General features: G+C 70.2%; 21 protein-coding genes and 1 tRNA gene. 14 read left to right on the top strand and 8 right to left on the bottom strand.

Features of this window, described 5'->3' with window-relative positions:
- The first annotated feature begins 200 nt into the window (after positions 1-200).
- The 3 genes from AB0D74_RS04890 to AB0D74_RS04880 all read left to right on the top strand — a co-directional run bounded on the left by AB0D74_RS04890 (position 201) and on the right by AB0D74_RS04880 (position 2,646).
- Positions 201-1,412 (top strand): amidohydrolase family protein, encoded by a 1,212-nt coding sequence (locus AB0D74_RS04890; RefSeq protein WP_362580618.1) that lies wholly within the window; start codon positions 201-203, stop codon positions 1,410-1,412.
- Positions 1,413-1,473: 61 nt separating this feature from the next.
- The gene (locus AB0D74_RS04885) at positions 1,474-1,716 is read left to right on the top strand and encodes a ferredoxin (protein ID WP_362580616.1); all 243 of its coding nucleotides are present in this window, start codon (positions 1,474-1,476) and stop codon (positions 1,714-1,716) included.
- Positions 1,717-1,719: 3 nt separating this feature from the next.
- Complete coding sequence (locus AB0D74_RS04880) at positions 1,720-2,646, top strand: FkbM family methyltransferase (protein ID WP_362580614.1); 927 nt, start codon at positions 1,720-1,722, stop codon at positions 2,644-2,646.
- A gap of 100 nt (positions 2,647-2,746) precedes the next feature.
- On the opposite strand, the gene AB0D74_RS04875 is transcribed toward AB0D74_RS04880, so the two are convergent.
- The 3 genes from AB0D74_RS04875 to AB0D74_RS04865 form a co-directional block, all read right to left on the bottom strand.
- Entirely contained in the window at positions 2,747-3,496 is a 750-nt protein-coding gene (locus AB0D74_RS04875; RefSeq protein WP_362581001.1) for a glycosyltransferase family 2 protein, read from the bottom strand.
- Between the two features lie 8 nt (positions 3,497-3,504).
- The gene (locus tag AB0D74_RS04870; RefSeq protein WP_362580612.1) at positions 3,505-4,293 is read right to left on the bottom strand and encodes a GntR family transcriptional regulator; all 789 of its coding nucleotides are present in this window, start codon (positions 4,291-4,293) and stop codon (positions 3,505-3,507) included.
- A gap of 256 nt (positions 4,294-4,549) precedes the next feature.
- Positions 4,550-4,891 carry a DUF6344 domain-containing protein gene (locus AB0D74_RS04865; protein ID WP_362580610.1) on the bottom strand — a complete coding sequence of 114 codons (342 nt, stop codon included), beginning with the start codon at positions 4,889-4,891 and terminating at the stop codon, positions 4,550-4,552.
- A gap of 351 nt (positions 4,892-5,242) precedes the next feature.
- Here AB0D74_RS04865 and AB0D74_RS04860 point away from each other — a divergent pair, with 351 nt between their 5' ends.
- Together AB0D74_RS04860 and AB0D74_RS04855 are read left to right on the top strand one after the other, a co-directional pair.
- Positions 5,243-5,371 (top strand): DLW-39 family protein, encoded by a 129-nt coding sequence (locus AB0D74_RS04860; protein WP_003999697.1) that lies wholly within the window; start codon positions 5,243-5,245, stop codon positions 5,369-5,371.
- Between the two features lie 245 nt (positions 5,372-5,616).
- A complete protein-coding gene (locus AB0D74_RS04855) occupies positions 5,617-6,948 on the top strand; it encodes a hypothetical protein (RefSeq protein ID WP_362580608.1) in 1,332 nt (443 codons plus the stop codon).
- Here AB0D74_RS04855 and AB0D74_RS04850 read toward each other — a convergent pair.
- Both AB0D74_RS04850 and AB0D74_RS04845 read right to left on the bottom strand, forming a co-directional pair.
- A complete protein-coding gene (locus tag AB0D74_RS04850; RefSeq protein WP_362580606.1) occupies positions 6,912-8,648 on the bottom strand; it encodes a protein kinase in 1,737 nt (578 codons plus the stop codon). The two genes, AB0D74_RS04855 and AB0D74_RS04850, sit on opposite strands and share 37 nt — an antisense overlap.
- A gap of 162 nt (positions 8,649-8,810) precedes the next feature.
- Positions 8,811-9,359: a DNA-binding protein gene (locus AB0D74_RS04845; RefSeq protein ID WP_089100435.1), complete on the bottom strand. Its 549-nt coding sequence runs from the start codon at positions 9,357-9,359 to the stop codon at positions 8,811-8,813.
- A 184-nt stretch (positions 9,360-9,543) separates the two neighbouring features.
- Here AB0D74_RS04845 and AB0D74_RS04840 point away from each other — a divergent pair.
- Positions 9,544-9,616 (top strand) — tRNA-Ala (locus tag AB0D74_RS04840).
- A 240-nt stretch (positions 9,617-9,856) separates the two neighbouring features.
- Here AB0D74_RS04840 and AB0D74_RS04835 read toward each other — a convergent pair.
- Entirely contained in the window at positions 9,857-10,558 is a 702-nt protein-coding gene (locus tag AB0D74_RS04835; RefSeq protein ID WP_362580604.1) for a DUF5324 family protein, read from the bottom strand.
- A gap of 291 nt (positions 10,559-10,849) precedes the next feature.
- Between AB0D74_RS04835 and AB0D74_RS04830 the strand changes: the two genes are divergently transcribed.
- The gene (locus AB0D74_RS04830) at positions 10,850-11,383 is read left to right on the top strand and encodes a peptidylprolyl isomerase (protein WP_362580602.1); all 534 of its coding nucleotides are present in this window, start codon (positions 10,850-10,852) and stop codon (positions 11,381-11,383) included.
- 99 nt (positions 11,384-11,482) lie between these two features.
- Positions 11,483-12,373, top strand: coding sequence for a rhomboid family intramembrane serine protease (locus AB0D74_RS04825; protein ID WP_362580600.1), 891 nt, complete (start codon positions 11,483-11,485; stop codon positions 12,371-12,373).
- 305 nt (positions 12,374-12,678) lie between these two features.
- On the opposite strand, the gene crgA is transcribed toward AB0D74_RS04825, so the two are convergent.
- Positions 12,679-12,933: a cell division protein CrgA gene (crgA, locus tag AB0D74_RS04820; protein ID WP_046727637.1), complete on the bottom strand. Its 255-nt coding sequence runs from the start codon at positions 12,931-12,933 to the stop codon at positions 12,679-12,681.
- A gap of 152 nt (positions 12,934-13,085) precedes the next feature.
- Here crgA and AB0D74_RS04815 point away from each other — a divergent pair, with 152 nt between their 5' ends.
- The 6 genes from AB0D74_RS04815 to AB0D74_RS04790 all read left to right on the top strand — a co-directional run bounded on the left by AB0D74_RS04815 (position 13,086) and on the right by AB0D74_RS04790 (position 17,349).
- Entirely contained in the window at positions 13,086-13,910 is an 825-nt protein-coding gene (locus tag AB0D74_RS04815; RefSeq protein WP_362580598.1) for a DUF881 domain-containing protein, read from the top strand.
- A gap of 67 nt (positions 13,911-13,977) precedes the next feature.
- Positions 13,978-14,661, top strand: a complete 684-nt coding sequence (locus AB0D74_RS04810; RefSeq protein ID WP_362580596.1) for a class E sortase — start codon at positions 13,978-13,980, stop codon at positions 14,659-14,661.
- 52 nt (positions 14,662-14,713) lie between these two features.
- Positions 14,714-14,875, top strand: a complete 162-nt coding sequence (locus tag AB0D74_RS04805) for a hypothetical protein (protein ID WP_362580594.1) — start codon at positions 14,714-14,716, stop codon at positions 14,873-14,875.
- The gene (locus AB0D74_RS04800) at positions 14,872-15,510 is read left to right on the top strand and encodes an aminodeoxychorismate/anthranilate synthase component II (RefSeq protein ID WP_093500774.1); all 639 of its coding nucleotides are present in this window, start codon (positions 14,872-14,874) and stop codon (positions 15,508-15,510) included. Before AB0D74_RS04805 ends, AB0D74_RS04800 begins: the two co-directional genes overlap by 4 nt.
- Positions 15,507-16,586, top strand: coding sequence for a class E sortase (locus AB0D74_RS04795; RefSeq protein ID WP_362580592.1), 1,080 nt, complete (start codon positions 15,507-15,509; stop codon positions 16,584-16,586). Before AB0D74_RS04800 ends, AB0D74_RS04795 begins: the two co-directional genes overlap by 4 nt.
- A gap of 13 nt (positions 16,587-16,599) precedes the next feature.
- Positions 16,600-17,349, top strand: a complete 750-nt coding sequence (locus AB0D74_RS04790; protein ID WP_362580590.1) for a class E sortase — start codon at positions 16,600-16,602, stop codon at positions 17,347-17,349.
- Between the two features lie 100 nt (positions 17,350-17,449).
- Here the strand turns inward: AB0D74_RS04790 and pknB are convergent, their stop codons facing one another.
- Positions 17,450-19,441: a Stk1 family PASTA domain-containing Ser/Thr kinase gene (pknB, locus tag AB0D74_RS04785; RefSeq protein WP_362580588.1), complete on the bottom strand. Its 1,992-nt coding sequence runs from the start codon at positions 19,439-19,441 to the stop codon at positions 17,450-17,452.
- Between the last annotated feature and the right edge of the window lie 28 nt (positions 19,442-19,469).

The following is a 19,469-nucleotide window of genomic DNA, read 5'->3' as shown; positions in this document are numbered from 1 at the left end:
CGAACTCCGGGCGGGGGGTGAGGGGTGAGGAGTGAGGGGCGACGGTGTCAGGCGGCAGGCGGCAGGCTCCAGGTGTCAGGCGGGGCGCGGGGTGCGGTGGGCCTTGCTGGTGCGGGCTCCTGGGCCTAGCCTGAATGCCGACGGCTGATCTGATGGACCGTCAGATAATTTCGGAACTCCGCAGGCAGCAGGGGGTAGGCATGGCAGAGAACGCGACCGGCACCCAGGATCTGCCCAGGGTGATCAGCGTGGACGACCACGTGATCGAGCCCGCCCACCTCTTCGAGCGGTGGCTGCCGGGCAAGTACCGCGACAAGGGGCCCAAGCCCTTCACGGCCGGCATCGGCGAACTCGCCTACGTCGGCGGCAAGTACCGCTTCACCACGGACCCCGCGGGCCAGACCACCGACTGGTGGGAGTACGAGGGCCTGCTCTTCCCGTACAAGCGGATCATCGCGGCCGTCGGGTTCTCCCGGGACGAGATGACGCTCGACGGCATCACCCGGGAGCAGATGCGGCCCGGCTGCTGGGACCCGAAGGAACGCCTCAAGGACATGGACATGAACCATGTCGAGGCCTCCCTCTGCTTCCCCACCTTCCCCCGCTTCTGCGGGCAGACCTTCGCCGAGGCCGACGACAAGGAGGTCGCGCTGGCCTGTGTCCGCGCCTACAACGACTGGATGGTCGAGGAGTGGTGCGGGGACAGCGGCGGCCGGCTGATCCCGCTGTGCCTGATCCCGCTGTGGGACATCGACCTGGCCGTCGCCGAGATCCGGCGCAACGCCGAGCGCGGCGTCCGGGCGGTCACCTTCAGCGAGATCCCCACCTACCTGGGCCTGCCGTCCATCCACTCCGGCTACTGGGACCCGTTCTTCGCGGCCTGCGAGGAGACCGGCACGGTCGTCAACATGCACATCGGCAGCAGCTCGCAGATGCCGGCCGCCTCGCCCGACGCGCCGCCCGCCGTCCAGGCCTCGCTCAGCTTCAACAACGCCATGGCCTCGATGATGGACTTCCTCTTCTCCGGGGTCCTGGTGAAGTTCCCCCGGCTGAAACTCGCGTACAGCGAGGGCCAGATGGGCTGGATCCCGTACGCCCTGGAGCGCGCCGACGACGTCTGGGAGGAGCACCGCGCCTGGGGCGGGGTGAAGGACCTGATCCCGGAGCCGCCCTCGACGTACTACTACCGGCAGATCTTCTGCTGCTTCTTCCGGGACCGGCACGGCATCGAGGCGATCGAGACGATCGGCGTGGACAACGCGACGTTCGAGACGGACTACCCGCACGTCGACTCGACCTGGCCGGAGACCAAGCGGGTGGCCCAGGAGCACGTGGGCGGACTGGACCCCGAGGTCGCCTACAAGCTGCTGCGCGGCAACGCGATCCGGATGCTGGAGCTGCCCTTCACCTAGGTCACGGAGCCGGTTCGGCGCGTCCGGTTCAGCGGGTCCCCTGCTGGGCAGGGGACCTTCCATGAAGGTCTCCGTCGATGCCGACGTCTGTTACGGGTCGGGCGAGTGCGCCTTCCGGGCACCCTCCGTGTTCGGTTTCGCGGACGGGTACGGTTTCGTCCTGCCCGGACGCGAGGGGCCCGGAGAGCCCGGGGAGCCCGGAGAGCCCGGGGAGCCCGGGGACGACGACGAACTGATCCGGGACATCGCCGAACGCTGCCCGTCGCAGGCGATCCGGATCGACGGCAAGAAGGTCACTGACTAGCGGATGCGCAGCACCGGCACGGAACTCACCGAACTCCTGGCCACCCTCGGCCGCGGCTACGTCCGCGACTTCCCGGGCCCCTGGGGCAAGACCCGCGCGGCCCGCGCGCTCAACCCGTACCTCCGCGACCACCCCCGCCGGCGCGTCGTCGAGACGCTCTCCGGTGAGCGGTTCGCGGTCGACACCCAGGACCTCATCCAGCGCTACCTCTACCTCTTCGGGGTGTGGGAGCCGCACATGACCCGCTGGCTGCGCGGCCGGCTGGCACCGGGGGACTGCTTCGTCGACGTCGGCGCCAACATCGGCGTCTTCAGCGTCCTCGCCTCCCGGCTGGTCGGGGAGCAGGGCCGGGTGGTGGCCGTCGAGGCCTCCCCCGCCTTCCACCGCCGCCTGGAACAGCAGAGCGCGCTCAACGGCTGCCGGAACATCCGCGCGGTCAACGCCGCCGTCTCCGACGCCCACCGCACCCTGACCTTCGTGCTCGCCAGCTCCCGCAACATGGGCGCCAACAGCATCGTCCCGTGGGACGGCCCGGCCGAGTCCAGCTTCGACATCGAGGCCGTACCGCTGCCGGAACTGCTCAGGCCGGAGGAGATCGAGACCGCGCGGGTCGTCAAGATCGACGTGGAGGGCGCCGAGGGCGCGGTGGTGCGCGGGCTCGCCCCGCTGCTGGAGAAGCTCCGCCCGGACGCCGAGATCACCGTCGAGGTCACCCCCGACCGGATGGCGCAGCTGGGCGACTCCGCCGACGAGCTGCTGCGCACCATGACCGACGCCGGGTACCACGTCTACCGGCTCGCCAACAGCTACGCGGCCGACAGCTACCCCCGCGCGCTGTACGGCGAACCGGTGGTCCCGGTCCGCTGGGACCGTCCGGTGACCGAGGAGAGCGACCTGGTGTTCTCGCGGGTGGACGCGGCGACCCTGTGAGCGGCGCCGCGGCACGCTCCCGTGGACGTCAGCCGTAGCAACGGCGTGGGCGCCAGCCGTACCGCAGGCGTGGGCGCCAGCCGTACCGCAGGCGTGGACGTCAGCCGTACCGCCAGCCGAGTCCGGCCAGGGCTCGCGCCCTGGCCGCCACGACCGTCATGCGGGCCTCCCGCTCCACCGGGTCGGTGTGTGCGGGGCGGCCGGTGACCTGGCCCTCCCACTTGCGGTAGAGCAGCCCGACCTCCGCCGAGAACCAGCCCCGGCTGACGGCGTCCAGGGCGAGCAGCAGCCCGGTGTCCTCGGAGGCGGGCAGCGCCATCCAGCCGCCGAGGGCCAGCAGCAGCTCGCGGCGGACGCAGAGGGTAGCCGGGTGCACCTGGGCGCGGAAGTCGTTCGCCGACCAGTGGCCGAGCACCGTCCCGCGCTCGATCGGGCCCTCCTCCGGGTCGCCGGGGAAACCGGCCGTGGAGCCGTCCGGCAGCAGGTCCAGGGCCCGTGAGGTGGCCCAGCCGAGGTCGGGACGGGTCTCCAGCGCGGCCAGGTCACGGCCCAGCGCGCCGGGCGGCAGCTGGTCGTCGGCGTCGAGGACCCTGACGTACGACCCCTGCGCCCGGGCCAGCGCCATGGTGCGGGCGACCCCGGGGCCACCGGCGCGGCCCTGCCGGAACGACACGCGCGGGTCGTCGGGGACGTGGGTGCGGACCTCCTCGCCGTGTCCGTCCTCCTGGACCAGCCATTCCCACTCCCACCCGTCCGGCAGGCGCTGCTCGCACAGCGACCGGTACGCCTCGGGCAGGAAGCGGGCCGACGGCGCGTGGACCGCGGTGACGACGGTGACGCGCCGGGTCACGGCAGCGCTCACCACCTCTCCAGGTGTGTGGTGAAAAGCAGCTCGGTACGGTCGCCGGGGAGCGTGACGGCGGTGATGTCGACGATGCGGTCGCGGACGTCGTACGACGTCTTGCGCAGCAGGATCACCGAGGTGCCGGCCGGCAGGTCCAGCTCCCGGGCCTCCTCCGGCGTCGGCGGCCGGGCGGTGAAGCGCTCCTCGACGCGGTCGACCTCGATGCCGACGGTGTGCAGCTGGTTCTGGGTGCCGCCCGGCCAGGGTTCGTTGGCCTCGTCCAGCAGGTCAGGGTTGGCCGCGATCAGGTCGCGGACGAGGTAGGAGGTGACCAGGCTGAAGGGGGCGGACTCGGCGGCGTGCCGGGTCCGGTAGGTGCGCTCCAGGAGCACGGTGCCCTCGGGCACCCCGAACGCGTCGGCGAGGTCGCTGGGCGCGATCAGCTCGCGGTAGCGGGCGAAGAACACCAGGTCGTCGATGACCAGGCCGGTGTCGCGCTCGGTCGCGCCGGTCTCGGCCCGGGTGGCCTCCGGCATCCGGGCGCGGTCCTTCTCCCACTGGTGCCGTCCGTTGTCGCGGATCGCGCGGGTGCGGGGGCGGCGCACGAAGGTGCCGCTGCCGTGCCGCTTGTCGATCAGGCCCTCGGCGCTCAGCAGCCGCAGTGCGTTCTGGACCGTCGGCACGCTGCGGCCGTAGCGGCGGGCCAGCTCTGACTCCGAGGGGAGCCGGGCACCGGGCTTGGGCTCGCCCTGCCGGATGGAGCGGCGGAGATCGTCGGCGATCTCCTCGTAGGCCTTGGGCACGTGATCAGCGTACGACTCCTGAAGAGGAGTTGAGGAGTCGAGAGAGCCGGGAGGTCGGGAGAGCGAGCCGGGAGGGTCGTGAGGGAGCCGGGAAGGTAGTGAGGGAGCCGGGAAGGAGTCGGGAGATCCCGTCCGTGGACGTGCGGAGGCCCGCGGCCGGATCGATGCCGGTCGCGGGTCTGTGTCGCAGTAGGCGCTGGTACGTACGCAAGTCGCCCTGCGCCGTTGCGTCCGATCCGTCTTCAGCCGGGGTGGCTCAGCAGTCCAGCGGTGCCGCGGGGGGTTCGGCCGGGGTTTCCGACTCGGTGGTGTCCAGGGGGCGCTGGCGGCAGCTGGGGGTCTTGCCGTGGGCCTCGGCCCGGATCCGCTGCTTCATCGTGGGCGGGAGGGACCTTGCCTGGGACCAGAGCCAGTGGGTCTGTGCCGGGATCGTCACCCGGTCCGTGCCGTGCTCCTCGCCCGTGCTGTTGCGCGGGGTCTCGGTCTGCGGTACCGCGGCGGCGGTGGTGGCGGAGACGAATCCGAGCGCCGTGCACAGCGCGAGGAAGGCGGTGACGATGGCGGTCCACAGCTTCATGACCTTGGAGTTCCGGGCCATGGCCCCTCACTTTCGGGTTGGGCGATTTGCGTACTTTCCTCATGATGTGTATGGGGGTCGCGAAGTGGGGGACGTCGGCCTGTGGCGCGTCGATGTTCTGATGAACACCGCACGGATGGGCGCATGGCGTGGGAAAAATCCCAAGAAAGGGTCATGAACGCAGTCGAGGGGGAGCAAAGTAACCGTCCGTGGGGGTGTGATCACCCTCCGATCGGAGCGGTCCGACCGCGTCCAACGCCTTGCGGCAGGCCGGAGTTGGGGGTCGGATGCCAGGTCACCGATCGATATCGGTCGGTGTGTATAGTCGGGCGCCAGAGGTCCCCTACGTCAAGGAAGAGACGAGGTCGCGCGGTGAAGAAGCTTCTCCTGGTCGCACTGGCCGCCATCGGCGGGCTCCTCGTGTACCGCCAGATCCAGGCGGATCGCGCCGAGCAGGATCTGTGGACGGAGGCGACTGACTCCGTGCCCACGGGTTCGTGAGTACCGACAACAGACGACACTGAGACCCCGGCCGCCGACGCGGTCGGGGTTTTGCGTTTCCGGGACGGCCGCGCGGCGCGATGCGGGGGTTTCGCGGGGGGCCTTCCGAGAAGGACGTTTCAGGAGGGGCGTTTCGGACGGTCGTGCGGATCGTCGGGTGGCGCGGAGGCGGGCGGGGCAGTATGGGGCCCGGCCGGGCCGTGATGTCGGCGGCGGTGGTCGGCGGACGACGACTGGGGGCGCGCGTGACACGGCGGTGGCGTACGGCGGCATGGCGGGGCATCTGCGTGCCGGCCGTCCTCGTGCTGACGGCACTGCTGCCGGCCTCCGGTGCCTCGGCCGCCGCCGAGGCCGCCGCGGCCTCCTCGGCGGACGGTGTCGGCGGTTACGCCTTCGCCCCTGACGCCCGTACCGTCACCGGAGCGGCGAGCACCACGGACGCCGTACCGCTGGATCCCGGCACGACCTACCGCAGCACCCTCCCCGACAAGGGCGAGCGGTACTTCCGCCTCGAACTCACCGCCGGCACCACGGCCTACGTCCCCGTCACCGCCGTTCCGCCCGCCGCCGCCACGGTCTCGGCCAGCGACGGCATCGAGGTCTCGATCGAGGACGCCAACGGCACCGCCTGCGACTACGACAGCGCCCGCTTCGGCGCCGGGCTCAGCCCCCGGCCGGTCACCGCGGTGGGGCGGCGGGACGCGGGCAGGGCGCTGTGCCAGGGCGCCGGCACCTTCTACGTGGTCGTCGAGCGGATCGTGTCCGGCTCACGGACGACCACCCCGGGCAGCTGGGACCTGGAGATCGCCCCCGTCACCGAACCGGCCCTGGCCAAGGCAGGCGCCACCACCGCCCCCGAGGCCTGGAACTCCGCGTCACCCGAGCCGCTCACCTCGGACCCCCGCCACCGCACCGGGGGCGCCGGCTTCAGCGCGGCCCGCACCCTGGAACAGGGCGTCTGGCAGACCGGCATCACGCCCGGCCAGACCCTCTACTACGCCGTCCCGGTCGACTGGGGCCAGCAACTCCACGCCACCGTCGACCTCGGCAGCTCCGGCGGCGACGCCCATGGCTATGTCAGCGCCGCGCTCAACCTCTCCCTCTACAACCCCGTCCGCGGCCCCGTCGACGACGTCTCCCTCGGCTACGACGGCACCCAGAAGTCGTCCTCCCTCGACCCCCTGCCGCCCGTCGCCTACGCCAACCGGTACGCGGCCTCCGGCACGGAGAACGCCGTCCGCTTCGCCGGCGCCTACTACCTCGTCGTCCACCTCACCGGGCAGACCGCGGACACCTTCGGGCAGGGGCCGTACGGCGTCACCCTCCGGGTCCGTGTCGACGGCACCCCGAACTCCGGTCCCGGGTACGCCGGTTCATCCGTCCCGAAAGGGATCTTCGGCGTGTCCTGGGACCGAGGGGGCCTGTTGACCGCGGGAGGCGACGACGACACGGCGATGCGGGCGCTCGCGGCGGGCGGCATCGGCACGGGCACCGCCCTGCTGCTCGTCCTCGGCGTGTGGACCCTGACCGCACGGCGCGCTCAGAGCCGGGTCAGCGCCCAGAAACCGACGGCGTAACAGGCCAGCGCGAGGAGAAGGATGGGCACGGCCGCTCTGGCGGGCGGACCGGGCCGGGGCGCCCGCCGCCGACGCCGGCCGTGGGTACGGACCGACGGCGTCGCGGTCTGCGCGTCCCGCGCGGTGTACGTGGCGGTGGGGGTGGGGGTGTCCGTGTGCGGCGGCTGGACCGGGGGGAGCGGCTGCGCGGGCGGCCAGGGCGTGTGGGGCTGCGCGACCGGGGCGGCCTGTGGCTGGGCGTACGACGGGTAGGGCGCGGCCGGGCCGGGCCGTCCGGCGGTGGAGGTCGGGGTGACCGGTGACCCGGGCGGGGGAAGCCGGAAACTGCCGGTGTCGGACATGGAGCCGGGGGCCGACCTGTCGACGCCCGTCGCTCCCGCCGGGGCCCCCGTCCCCGTCCCGTCTGCGGCCTCGGGTGCCGCGGTGGCCGGGCCCGCACCCGACGCCGGGCCCTGCCCCGCTCCGGCCGGCGCGGCCGGTCTCGCATCCGGGCCCGTGCCCGACCCGGGTGCCGAGCCCATACCCGAGCCCGTACCCGTACCTGCCGCCGTGCCCGCCGCGGCGGGCGATTCCTGAGCGGCCCATTCCGCTGCGGTCTGCCGGCCCGGGGCGGCACCTGCCGCCCGCGCCCCCGTCACAGTCGTCGTGTCCGGACCCGGTGCCACCGCTCCCCGAGCGGTCCCCGTCCCTTGACCTGTCCCAGAACTCGTTCCTGGACCCGTCCCTGGACCCGTTCCTGAACCCGTCCATGTCCCCTGCGCGTCAGACCCCGTCGAAGTCCCGTGCGCCCCGTGCGCCGTGTCGACCCCCGAAGCCACCCGCAGCGGACCTGTCGGCCCGAACCCCGTGGGCAGCGGGCCCAGTTGGTCGAAGATCTCGATCGACTCGTTGTCGGCGTCCGTCTCCGGGAGGAGCTCGCGGGCCTCGGCGAGGGCCCTGCGGGCTCCCGTGGCCGTGCGGAACCGGGCACGTGGGTCCGGCTGGAGAAGACTGGCGACGACCTGCCAGAGCGGGTCCGGGATGCCCTTGGGCGCTCCTGGGGTGCCGTGTTCGGCGAAGTGCTGGACGAGCGCCTTGGCGTCGGGCTTGGCGCCCTCCAGGAGGTACAGGGCGACCAGGCCGACGGCGAACAGGTCGGCCGTGAAGTCGGGCTCGGCGCCCAGAAGTTGTTCGGGGGCGATGTAACCCGGCGTACCGACCACGAGGTTGGTCTCGGTCAGCCGGGCCTCGCCGAACCGCATGGCGATGCCGAAGTCGGACAGGCGCAGCCGGGGACGGGCGGTGCCGGTCGCTTCCAGCAGGATGTTGGCGGGCTTGATGTCCCGGTGGACCACGCCCTCGGCGTGCACCGCGGCGAGGCCGGCGAGGAGCTGGTCGAGGAGGGTGCAGACGAACAGCGGGGGCAGGGGACCGTAGTCCCCGACGAGGTGGACCAGCGAGCCGCCGGCGACCAGGTCCATCGTGAACAGGACCTTGTCGTCGTCGGCGGCCCAGCTGGCCGGAGCCAGCACATGGGGATGGTCGATGCGCAGCGCCTGCTCCCGCACGAAGCGCAGGAGCGCGTGGGCGTCGCTCTGCTGGAGCACCTTGGCCGCCACGTAGCGCTTGCGCCGGTGGTCCCAGGCACGCCAGACGGCGCCCACTCCGCCATGACCGATCGGGTCGGCCAGTTCGTACCGGCCCGCGAAGACCTCACCCATGACTGCCCGTACCCCTCCCCCTCGGGTTCCCCTGCCACCCCCTGCCTGTTACCCCCCTTGCTTCCCCCGGATGAGCGATACGACCCCTCTCGCGTGACCCCCGCTGCCAGAGCCTGGCCCCGCCCGGTTCACCGGACCCCCTCCGGTGCGCCGGGCCGTGGCTCAGCTCTGGTGCGACTGGTAGTGCGTGACCGCGTCCGACGTGCGGCCGGCACCGTAGACCCGGAGGAACTCCGCCAGCTCCGGGTGGGTCGGAGCGAGCGTGTCCGCCGCGTCGATGATGTCGCCGGCGGCGGCCACCGAGCGCAGCAGCGACTGGATCTCACGGACCACGCGCTTGACGGTCGGTGCCCCCGAACCGCTCGTCGTCTGCGTGGTGTTGCTGAGCACCGAGCCCCCCTGGGACTTCTTGATCTCGTCCATGCGCTCGGTCGCCTCGGCCGCGCTCACGCTGCCGTCCGCGACCTGGGCCGAGAGGTCCTGGAGCAGCTGCACCCGCTGGACCACGGCCGGGTTGCCGATCTTCGCCCGCTGTCCGCTCATCAGCTGCGACAGCATGGGCGCGGACAGTCCGAGGACCGCCGCGAGACGTGCCTGGTTGAGCCCCAGGTCGTCGATGAGCTTACGGAAGAGCGCCCCCAACGGCTCTCCGTACCAGTTCCGCTGCAGCTCCCGCGCTCTGGCGGTGGCTTCCTGCTGTGCGGCGTCCATTGCGTCTCCCCATCGCTTCCCCAAAAAAACCACGGTTCGCTACAGCGAACCCCGTCGAGCATCTTACGGAGAGTGGTCATCTGCGGGGACCCCCAATCTTTTTGCGAGGTTCGGGGGGTGACCCGGTACTCTGGTCTGCGGCACCGACTCCGCGGATCTTCCGCTGGCCGGTCGCTTCCCGTACGGGGCCTTAGCTCAGTTGGTAGAGCGCCGTCTTTGCATGGCGGATGTCAGGGGTTCGACTCCCCTAGGCTCCACTCGTACAGCCCCCCTGACCTGCGGAAACGCGGTCAGGGGGGTTCTTTTGTGCCGGGCAGCCGCGCGAAGACGGCCGTGAAGTCGTCCGGCGGGACACGGAGTTCGGGTCGGTCGCTCAGCCCATGGGAAACCCCCCTGACCTGCGTCAAGCACGGTCAGAGGGGCGCTGTGCCCATCGGGGCGGGCGGACGTCTGGTTTCACGTGAAACGGGGGCCGGGCGAAGAGCGGTCCGGCGGGCTCAGCGGTTCTTGTCGTCCCGGGAGCGGGAACCGTGCTCCTCCGCCTCCTTTGCCTGGACCTCGGGGTCCAGGGGAGACGTGCCGTCCACCGAGCTGAGACGGCCCGCGTCCGGGACCTCCGTGGCGGCCGGCGGCTCGACCAGCCAGTCGGGGTTGGCCTGCTTGTCCCACCACTTCCAGGTGGCGAAGGCCGCACCGGCCAGCACGCCGAACACCGCGAACGCCTTGAACGCACGGCCGCACGTCGAGCGCCGCTGATTCCGGCGGGCCAGCTTCTCGATGTCCTCGGCCGACACGTTGCCACGCAGCGCGGCCAGCGCCGCGGCACCCCGCGCGGTCGCCTCCTCACGGACCGGACCGGCCGCCGCGACCGCCTGCTCGATCCTCGGACGCGAGTAGTCGGCGGCCTGCCGGGCCGCCTTGCGCGTCAGGTCGGCGGCGTCGTGCGCGGCCTGGTCCATCTTCGGCGGCACATGGGTGAGGGCCTGCTCCAGGCGCGGCACGAGACGGGCGTCGTACTGGACGCGGGCCTGCTCGGCGGCCTGCGACACCACGGGCGCGAGCCGTACGCGTGCCTCTTGTGCGTAGTACGCGGCACGCTCCTTGGCCGTGTCGGCGTAGGGCGCCACCGCTTCCGCGGCGTGCCGCACGCTGTCCTTCGCCGAACTGGTCGCGGCGCGCACGCTGTCTTTGCGGGTCACGGGTTTCCTCCTCCTCGGTGGCGTACGGTATTTCGACTTTCCACCCTTTTACGGATCATGCCTGTCCGCAGGCCGGGAGGCGCGCGAGGACGGGCATACGGGTGCAACCAGAGCTAAGGGGGGCTTGTCGACGACAATGCCACGGATCGGCGCTGTGCGCCCCCGCATGGCAGAAGGGGTTCCGCAAGTGATTCGTGAGGATCTGGACCGGGAGGCTCCGGCCGGGCATCGGACCCGCCGTACCGTGCGAGGATCGGGGGCACTGAATCCGAGCACAACGGAAGGCGGATCGTGGCCGAGCAGCTCTACGCCACCCTGAAGACCAGCCTCGGCGACATCGAGGTCCGGCTCTTCCCGAACCACGCGCCCAAGACGGTCAGGAACTTCGTCGAACTGGCGCAGGGTGAGCGTGAGTGGACCCACCCGGCCACCGGCGCCGTCTCCACCGACCCGCTCTACGACGGCACCGTCTTCCACCGGGTGATCAGCGGCTTCATGATCCAGGGCGGCGACCCGCTCGGCACCGGCATCGGCGGCCCGGGCTACAAGTTCGAGGACGAGTTCCACCCCGACCTGCGCTTCGACCGCCCCTACCTGCTCGCCATGGCCAACGCGGGTCCGCGCACCAACGGCTCCCAGTTCTTCATCACGGTCAACCCCGCTCCCCACCTCAACCGCAAGCACACCATCTTCGGCGAGGTGGCCGATCCGGCCGGCCAGAAGGTCGTGGACAGCATCGCCGCCGTCCCCGTCAGCGGACCCAACAAGCGGCCGGTCAACGACGTCGTCATCGACACGGTCGTCGTCACCCAGCGCGCCGGCTGACCGGGTACGAAAGGGAAGCACCCGAAGGGAACCAAACGCCCCGCTCGTCCGTAAGGATGGGCGGGGCGGAACACTGCCCACGACGAGCGAGGGGACCCCATGGAGGACCAGGCGACAGGCAGCGCGCGCGACGCCCACAGCCTGCCCAAGTGCTACCGGCACCCGGACCGGGAGACCGGCGTGCGCTGCACCCGCTGCGAGCGCCCCATCTGCCCCGAGTGCATGGTCAGCGCCTCCGTGGGCTTCCAGTGCCCCGACTGCGTCCGTGGCACCACGGAGGGTCACACCGGCCCGCCGTCGGCCGCGTCCCGCCCCCGCACCATCGCGGGCGGCACAGTCACCGCGGACCCCCGGCTGGTCACCAAGATCCTCATCGGGATCAACCTGGCGGTGTTCCTGGCCATCCAGGTGAAGCCGTCGCTCGCCGACCACCTCGTCCTCATCGGCGAGTGGCCGCCGAAGCCGTACGCCCCGACCATGGGGCTGGTCGACGGCGAGTGGTACCGCATGGTGACGTCGATGTTCGCGCACCAGGCCGTCTGGCATATCGCGTTCAACATGATGAGCCTGTGGTGGCTCGGCGGTCCTCTGGAAGCGGCCCTCGGCCGGGTCCGCTACCTCACGCTCTACTTCGTCTCCGGCCTCGCGGGCGGTGCGCTCACCTATCTGCTGGTCTCCCCGACCTCTGCCTCGCTCGGTGCGTCCGGCGCGATCTTCGGCCTCTTCGGTGCCACCGCTGTCCTGGTGCGCCGGCTGCGCTACGACATGCGGCCGGTCATCGCCCTGCTCGTCATCAACCTGATCTTCTCCTTCAGCGGCGGCATCGCCTGGCAGGCCCACATCGGCGGCCTGGTCGCCGGTGTCGTCACCGGCTACGCGATGGTGCACGCCCCGCGCGAGCGGCGGAACCTGATCCAGTACGGCACGTGTGCGCTGGTGCTGGTCGCGGCCGTGGTCATCACGGTCGTCCGGACCGCACAGCTCACCTGAGCCCTGGCCCGCGCCTCACCTGAGCCCTGGCCCGCGCCCGCGCCTGATCACGGCGGCGCACCGCACCGATACCGAACCGTTGTCCACAGTCGGTGGCGGATCTTGTGCACAACGTGCGTGCACAACTGCGCCCCCTCCGACTCACCTGCGTTGTCGCAGGTCAGGGAGGGGGCGAGCGGTAGTGCAGTGGGTGTTGTGGTAGTCGTACCGGCGTCAACACCCGACTGGTTATCCACAGATCGTCTTCTTTTCCCCAGGTCCATGCACAGGCCTGTGGATAACTCAGCGGATAACCCTGGGCAGAGCTACTTCCACTGCGTGGAGACGCCGAAGCCGGCCGCGATGAAGCCGAAGCCCACGACGATGTTCCAGTTGTCGAGGCTGTCGATCGGCAGTGAACCGTCGGTCACGTAGAAGACGACGATCCAGGCCAGCCCGATGAGGAACATGGCCAGCATCACCGGCGCGACCCAGGCGCGACTGTTGAGCTTGATGGCGGTCGCCTGCTTCGCCGGGGGCGGCGTGTAGTCGGCCTTCTTGCGGATACGTGACTTCGGCACGAGGGTCTCTCCTGTCGATGCGCTGCGTGGCCGCGCAGGTAACTGGGTCGGGCTCGGGGCAGCGTACAAGGGGACAGTAAGGGCAGACTGAGCGCTCCCCCGGGCGTCCGTTAGCGTAGTGCTTCCGTGGCGCTGAAGGAGATAAGGGTACGTTGAGCAATTCTGCCGACTCCAACGCGACCGGATCAACGGGTTCCGGCCCGGCCGATGAGGACGGCTCCCGGCCCGGCCCCCGGTCGCGCTTCCGGCCGGGCTTCCGTCCGGTGCGGATTCTCACCGTGGGCGTCTTCGCCCTGGCCGGTCTGCTCTTCTTCACCAGCTTCAACACGGCCAAGGGCACCGACATCCGCTCGGACGACAACCTGCTCAAGCTCTCCGACCTGATCCAGGAGCACAGCCGCAAGAACAAGGAGCTGGACGAGTCCAACGCGAGCACCCGCGACCGGAACGAGAAGCTCGCCAAGCGCGACGACGGCTCCACCAAGGCCCAGGACGACCAGCTCACGGGGCTGGAGAAGGACGCGGGCACCCAGAAGCTGACCGGCAAGGCCATCACCGTCACGCTCAACGACGCCCCGCCGAACGCCACCGCCAAGCTCCCGGGCTACCCCGAGCCGCAGCCCGACTACCTGGTCATCCACCAGCAGGACCTGCAGGCCGTGGTGAACGCGCTGTGGCAGGGCGGCGCCCAGGGCATCAAGGTCATGGACCAGCGGCTGATCTCCACCAGCGCCGTGCGCTGCGTCGGCAACACCCTGATCCTCCAGGGCCGGGTCTACTCGCCGCCGTACAAGATCCAGGCGATCGGCGACCCGGCGAAGCTGCAGAAGTCGCTCGCGGACTCCGAGGCCATCCAGAACTACATGGTGTACGTGAACGTGTACGGCCTCGGCTGGAAAGTGACCGAGGACGGGACGGTGACTCTGCCGGGCTACTCGGGCACAGTGGATCTGCACTACGCGAAGCCCGTGGACTAAGCACGTGGGACTAGGCATGCGGAGTAAGCACGTGGGGTAAGCAGCTCGTCACTTTCTGGAGCCGCCGGTGCGCGTGATCGTCAGAACCGTCAGCGAGCTCTGCATCACCGTCGGCACGCTCATCGTGCTCTTCGTCGCGTACGTCCTGTTCTGGACCGGCGTGAAGGCCGACAGTGAGATGCACGACCAGATCGACCAGTTACAGAGCCAGTGGTCGGCCAAGGCCACGGTGCACCCCACGGCGACGGCGACCGCCGCACCCGTGACACCCGCCGCCTACCACTACGGCAAGCCTTTCGCGATCATGTACATCCCCCGGTTCGGTTTCACGTGGAACAAGCCGGTCCTGGAGGGCACCGGCACCGATGTGCTGAAGAAGGGCCTCGCCCACTACGCCCGGACCGCCCGGCTCGGCCAGGTGGGCAACTTCGCGGTCGCCGGCCACCGGCGCACGTACGGCGACCCGTTCCTCGACTTCCCGAAGCTGCGCGTGGGCGATGCGATCGTCCTGACGGACGGGACGACCTGGTTCACGTATCGGATCGACAAAGGCCCATACAAAACAGTTCCGACGGACGTTGAAGTGATTGACCCTGTGCCACGTAAGTCGGGGTACAAGCGTCCGGGGCGCTATCTCACGCTGACCACGTGCGATCCGGAATGGGGGCACAGCCATCGGCTGATCGTCTGGGCGCACTTGGACTCCACACAGCCCGTGGAGTCAGGCAGACCCAAGGCGCTGCGCCGTTAGTCTGGTGCAGTACGGCGGGTTTCTGGTGCCGTGGTGGAACGGAAGGGACGGCATGTACGGCTGGATCTGGCGGCATCTGCCGGGCAACGCGTGGGTGAGGGCGCTGATCTCACTCCTGCTGGTCCTGGTCGCGGTCTACGTCCTCTTCCAGTACGTCTTCCCCTGGGCCGAACCACTGCTGCCCTTCAACGATGTGACGGTGGACAACCAGTGAGCGCGCGGATTCTCGTCGTCGACAACTACGACAGCTTCGTCTTCAACCTGGTCCAGTACCTGTACCAGCTGGGCGCCGAGTGCGAGGTGCTGCGCAACGACGAGGTGTCGACGGCGCACGCCCAGGACGGCTTCGACGGGGTGCTGCTCTCACCGGGTCCCGGGACACCGGAGGAGGCGGGCGTCTGCGTGGACATGGTCCGGCACTGCGCCGCGACCGGCGTCCCGGTCTTCGGTGTCTGCCTCGGCATGCAGTCGATGCAGGTGGCGTACGGCGGCGTGGTGGACCGGGCACCGGAGCTGCTGCACGGCAAGACCTCACTGGTCGAGCACGGCGGCAAGGGGGTCTTCGCGGGCCTGCCCTCGCCCTTCACGGCGACCCGGTACCACTCGCTGGCCGCCGAGCCGGCCACGGTGCCGGCCGAGCTTGAGGTGACCGCCCGCACCCACGACGGGATCATCATGGGGCTCCGGCACCGGGAACTCCCGGTGGAGGGCGTGCAGTTCCACCCCGAGTCGGTGCTGACCGAGCACGGGCACCGGATGCTGGCCAACTGGCTGGTGGAGTGCGGTGACCAGGGGGCCGTGGCGAGGTCGGCGGGGCTCGCCCCGGTGGTGGGCAGGGCCACGGCGTGACCGCGCTGCGCCCCGAGCGCAAGACCGGTGCCTCGTACGGGGATCAGCCGTACGAGGGGTCAGGCGCGGGCGCGCTCGGGGAGACGGCGTTTCTCCCGCCACTACCGCCACTCCCGCCTCTCCCGCCGATCGACGAGGAGACCGTCGCGCTGCGGATCCCCGATCCGCCGCCCATATCGGCTTCTGCGGGCACAGCGGTCCCTTCCGGCACTGGAACCCCAGGAGGCGGCCGAGCGGCCCGCAGAAAGGCCGCCAAGCGGCGTGGCGGGCGGCATGGCAGCGCACCGGAGCCGGCGCCGCAGGAGAACACCGCGGCGGGCACCGCGCTGAACACCGTGCCGAGCACCTCGGCGGGCCGGCCGCTCTCCCGGGTCGAGGCCCGTCGGCAGCAGCGGTTGCGCAAGCCCAGCCCGGCCGTCATGGCGAGCCGGGCGATAGGCGAGGTGTTCATCACCACCGGCGTGCTCATGCTGCTGTTCGTCACGTACCAGCTGTGGTGGACCAACGTGCGCGCCCACGCCCAGGCCGGCAGCGAGGCCAGCAGTCTCCAGAAGGACTGGGCTAGCGGCAAGCGCGCCCCCGGCGTCTTCGCGCCCGGGCAGGGCTTCGCCATCCTGCACATCCCGAAGCTGGACGTGGTGGCGCCGATCGCCGAGGGCGTCAGCAACAAGAAGGTCCTCGACAAGGGGATGGTCGGGCACTACGGCGAGGGTGCGCTGAAGACGGCGATGCCGCAGGACAAGACCGGCAACTTCGGTCTGGCCGCGCACCGCAACACGCACGGTGAGCCGTTCCGGTACATCAACAAGCTCGTGGCCGGTGACGCGGTCGTCGTCGAGACGCAGGACGAGTACTTCGTGTACAAGGTGACGTCGATGCTGCCGGTGACGGCACCGAGCAACGTGAGCGTGCTGGACCCGGTGCCGAAGGGTTCGGGTTTCACCAAGCCGGGCCGGTACATCACGCTCACCACCTGCACGCCGGAGTTCACCAGCAAGTACCGGTTGATCGTGTGGGGCAAGATGGTCGAGGAACGCCCGCGCAGCAAGGGCAAGCCAGACGCGCTCGTCGAGTAGGGGCAGAGGAACAGTGGCAGCGACCGCCGACGACACCGAAGAGCAGACCGACGCGCCGGACGCGGCGTCCGTGCCGGGGCGGCGGCCGATCGGCCGGATCGCCATGGCGGTGAGCGTCTTCGGTGAACTCCTGATCACGGCGGGCCTGGTGCTCGGCCTGTTCGTCGTCTACTCGCTGTGGTGGACGAACGTGATAGCGGACCGCAAGGCGGACCGGGCCGGGGACAAGGTCCGGGAGACCTGGGCCCAGCCGGACACCGGTCCCGGCGCGCTGGACACGAAGAACGGCATCGGCTTCCTGCACGTGCCGTCCATGAAGAACGGCGAGGTCCTGGTCGAGAAGGGCACGTCGACGGACGTCCTGAACAACGGCGTGGCCGGCTACTACACCGACCCGGCCAAGGCCACCCTCCCCACCACCGGCAAGACCGGCAACTTCACCCTCGCCGCCCACCGCGACGGCCACGGCGCCAAGTTCCACAACATCGACAAGGTGAAGGTCGGCGACCCGGTCGTCTTCGAGACCCGCGACAACTGGTACGTCTACAAGGTCTACGACGTCCTCCCCGAGACCTCGAAGTACAACGTCAAGGTCCTCTCCCAGGTCCCCACGGAGTCCGGCAAGACCAAGCCGGGCCACTACATCACCCTGACGACCTGCACCCCGGTCTACACGAGCCGCTACCGCTACGTGGTCTGGGGCGAGCTGGTCCGCGTGCAGAAGGTCGACAGCGAGCGGACCCCGCCGAAGGAACTGCGCTGAGACAGCGCGGGACGTGATCCCGGCCGGAAACAAGAGGCCGGAAACAAGGAGTGGCCCTGCCGGACCGACCGGCAGGGCCACTTCTCACTTCCGGTGTCGGCTACCCGAAGGTGCCGCCGAAGAAGTTGGTACCGCCGTTGTTCCCGCCGTTGTTGTTGCCGTTGCCCGTGCTCACCGTGGTGAGGGTGATCGTCGTGCTGCCGGGGTCGTTGACGCCGGTGGTGGCCTGCGGGTCCTGGTTGGTGACGAGCGCGTTGTCGCTGGAGTCACCGTTGAACTGGATGTTGGTGAAGCCGGCCGCCTGCAGGGTCTGCTTGGCCTGGCTCACGGTCTGCCCCAGCACGCTCGGCACGGCGGTCTGCTGCTTGGCCTTGCCGATCTGGATGTTCACCGTGGAGTTCTTGTCGACCTGGGTGTTGGCCTGCGGGTCGGTCGAGACGACCTTGCCGACCAGGTTGGCGTCGTCGGTCTCCACCTCGGAGCAGGTGCCGGTGAGGTTGTTCGCCTGCATCTGCGCCTTGGCCTCGTCACAGCTCTTGCCGCTGACGTCGGGGACCGTGGACTTCTCCTGGGCCTTGGCGATCGTGAGGGTGATCGTGGAGCCCTTCTGGACTTCCGCGCCGAGGGCCGGATCCTGGTCCAGGACGGTGCCCGGGTCCTCACCGGACGTCTGCTGCTTCGTCTTGACGACGAACTTGTACTTGTCGCCCTCAAGCGTGGTCTTGGCATCGTCGATGTTCTGGCCGACGACGCTGGGTACGACCACCTTCGGCGCGCCCGTCGACACCACCAGGTTGATCGTGTCGCCCTTCTTCACGTCCGAGTTCGCCGCCGGGTCCTGGGAGCAGACGCTGCCCTTGGGCGCGTTGTTGCAGGTCTTCCGGGTCGGCGTGCCCAGCTTCAGGCTGGAGTTGACGGCCATCTTCTGCGCGTCGGCGTAGGTCTGGCCGACGAAGTTCGGGGCCTTGAAGGTCTCCGTCCCGCCCCCGCTGACCACCCATTTCCCGATCAGGATCGAGCCGACCAGGACGAGGATGCCGGCGACCACGAGCAGGATCGTGGAGGTGTTGTTCTTCTTTTTCTGCTGGCGGCGGCGGTCCGGGCGCTCGTCGTAGCCGTAGCCGCCGTCGTCCGGGTTCATCGGGGGGAGCATGGTGGTGGCGCCGGCGTCGGAGCGCATGGCCGTGGTCGGCATGTCGTCCGGGTAGCCGCCGTAGCCGACGGAGCCCATGGCCGCGGTGGCCGCGACCGGCTGGCCGTCGAGGCAGGCCTCGATGTCGGCGCGCATCTCGTCGGCCGACTGGTACCGGTAGTTCGGGTCCTTGACCAGGGCCTTGAGGACGATGGCGTCCATCTCGGGCGTGATCTCGGGGTCGAAGACCGACGGCGGCTGGGGTTCCTCGCGGACGTGCTGGTAGGCGACCGCGACCGGGCTGTCGCCCACGAAGGGCGGCCGTACCGTCAGCAGCTCGTAGAGGAGGCAACCCGTCGAGTAGAGGTCCGAGCGGGCGTCGACCTGCTCGCCCTTCGCCTGCTCCGGGGAGAGGTACTGGGCGGTGCCGATGACGGCCGCCGTCTGGGTCATGGTCATGCCGGAGTCGCCCATGGCGCGGGCGATGCCGAAGTCCATGACCTTGACCTGGCCGTTGCGCGTCAGCATGACGTTCGCCGGCTTGATGTCACGGTGGACGATGCCGCTGCGGTGCGCGTACTCCAGGCCCTGGAGGATGCCGATGGTCATCTCCATCGCGCGCTCGGGCAGCAGCTTGCGGCCGGAGTGCAGGAGTTCCCGCAGCGTCGAGCCGTCCACGTACTCCATGACGATGTACGGGATCGAGACCCCGTCGATGTAGTCCTCGCCCGTGTCGTAGACCGCGACGATCGCGGGATGGTTGAGCGAGGCGGCCGACTGGGCCTCCCGGCGGAACCGGGCCTGGAAGGACGGGTCGCGCGCGAGGTCCGCGCGCAGCGTCTTCACCGCCACCGTGCGGCCGAGCCGCGTGTCATGGGCGAGGTAGACCTCCGCCATGCCACCACGGCCGAGCACGTGGCCCAGCTCGTACCGGCCGCCGAGGCGACGCGGCTCTTCCATAGTTCCCTACCAGCCCTCTCCGTCGGTC

It is taken from the genome of Streptomyces sp. NPDC048278 (assembly GCF_040652195.1).
Lineage (GTDB): Bacteria > Actinomycetota > Actinomycetes > Streptomycetales > Streptomycetaceae > Streptomyces.
Note: the sequence above shows the minus strand (reverse complement) of the source record. Positions and strands in the feature narration are given on the sequence as shown.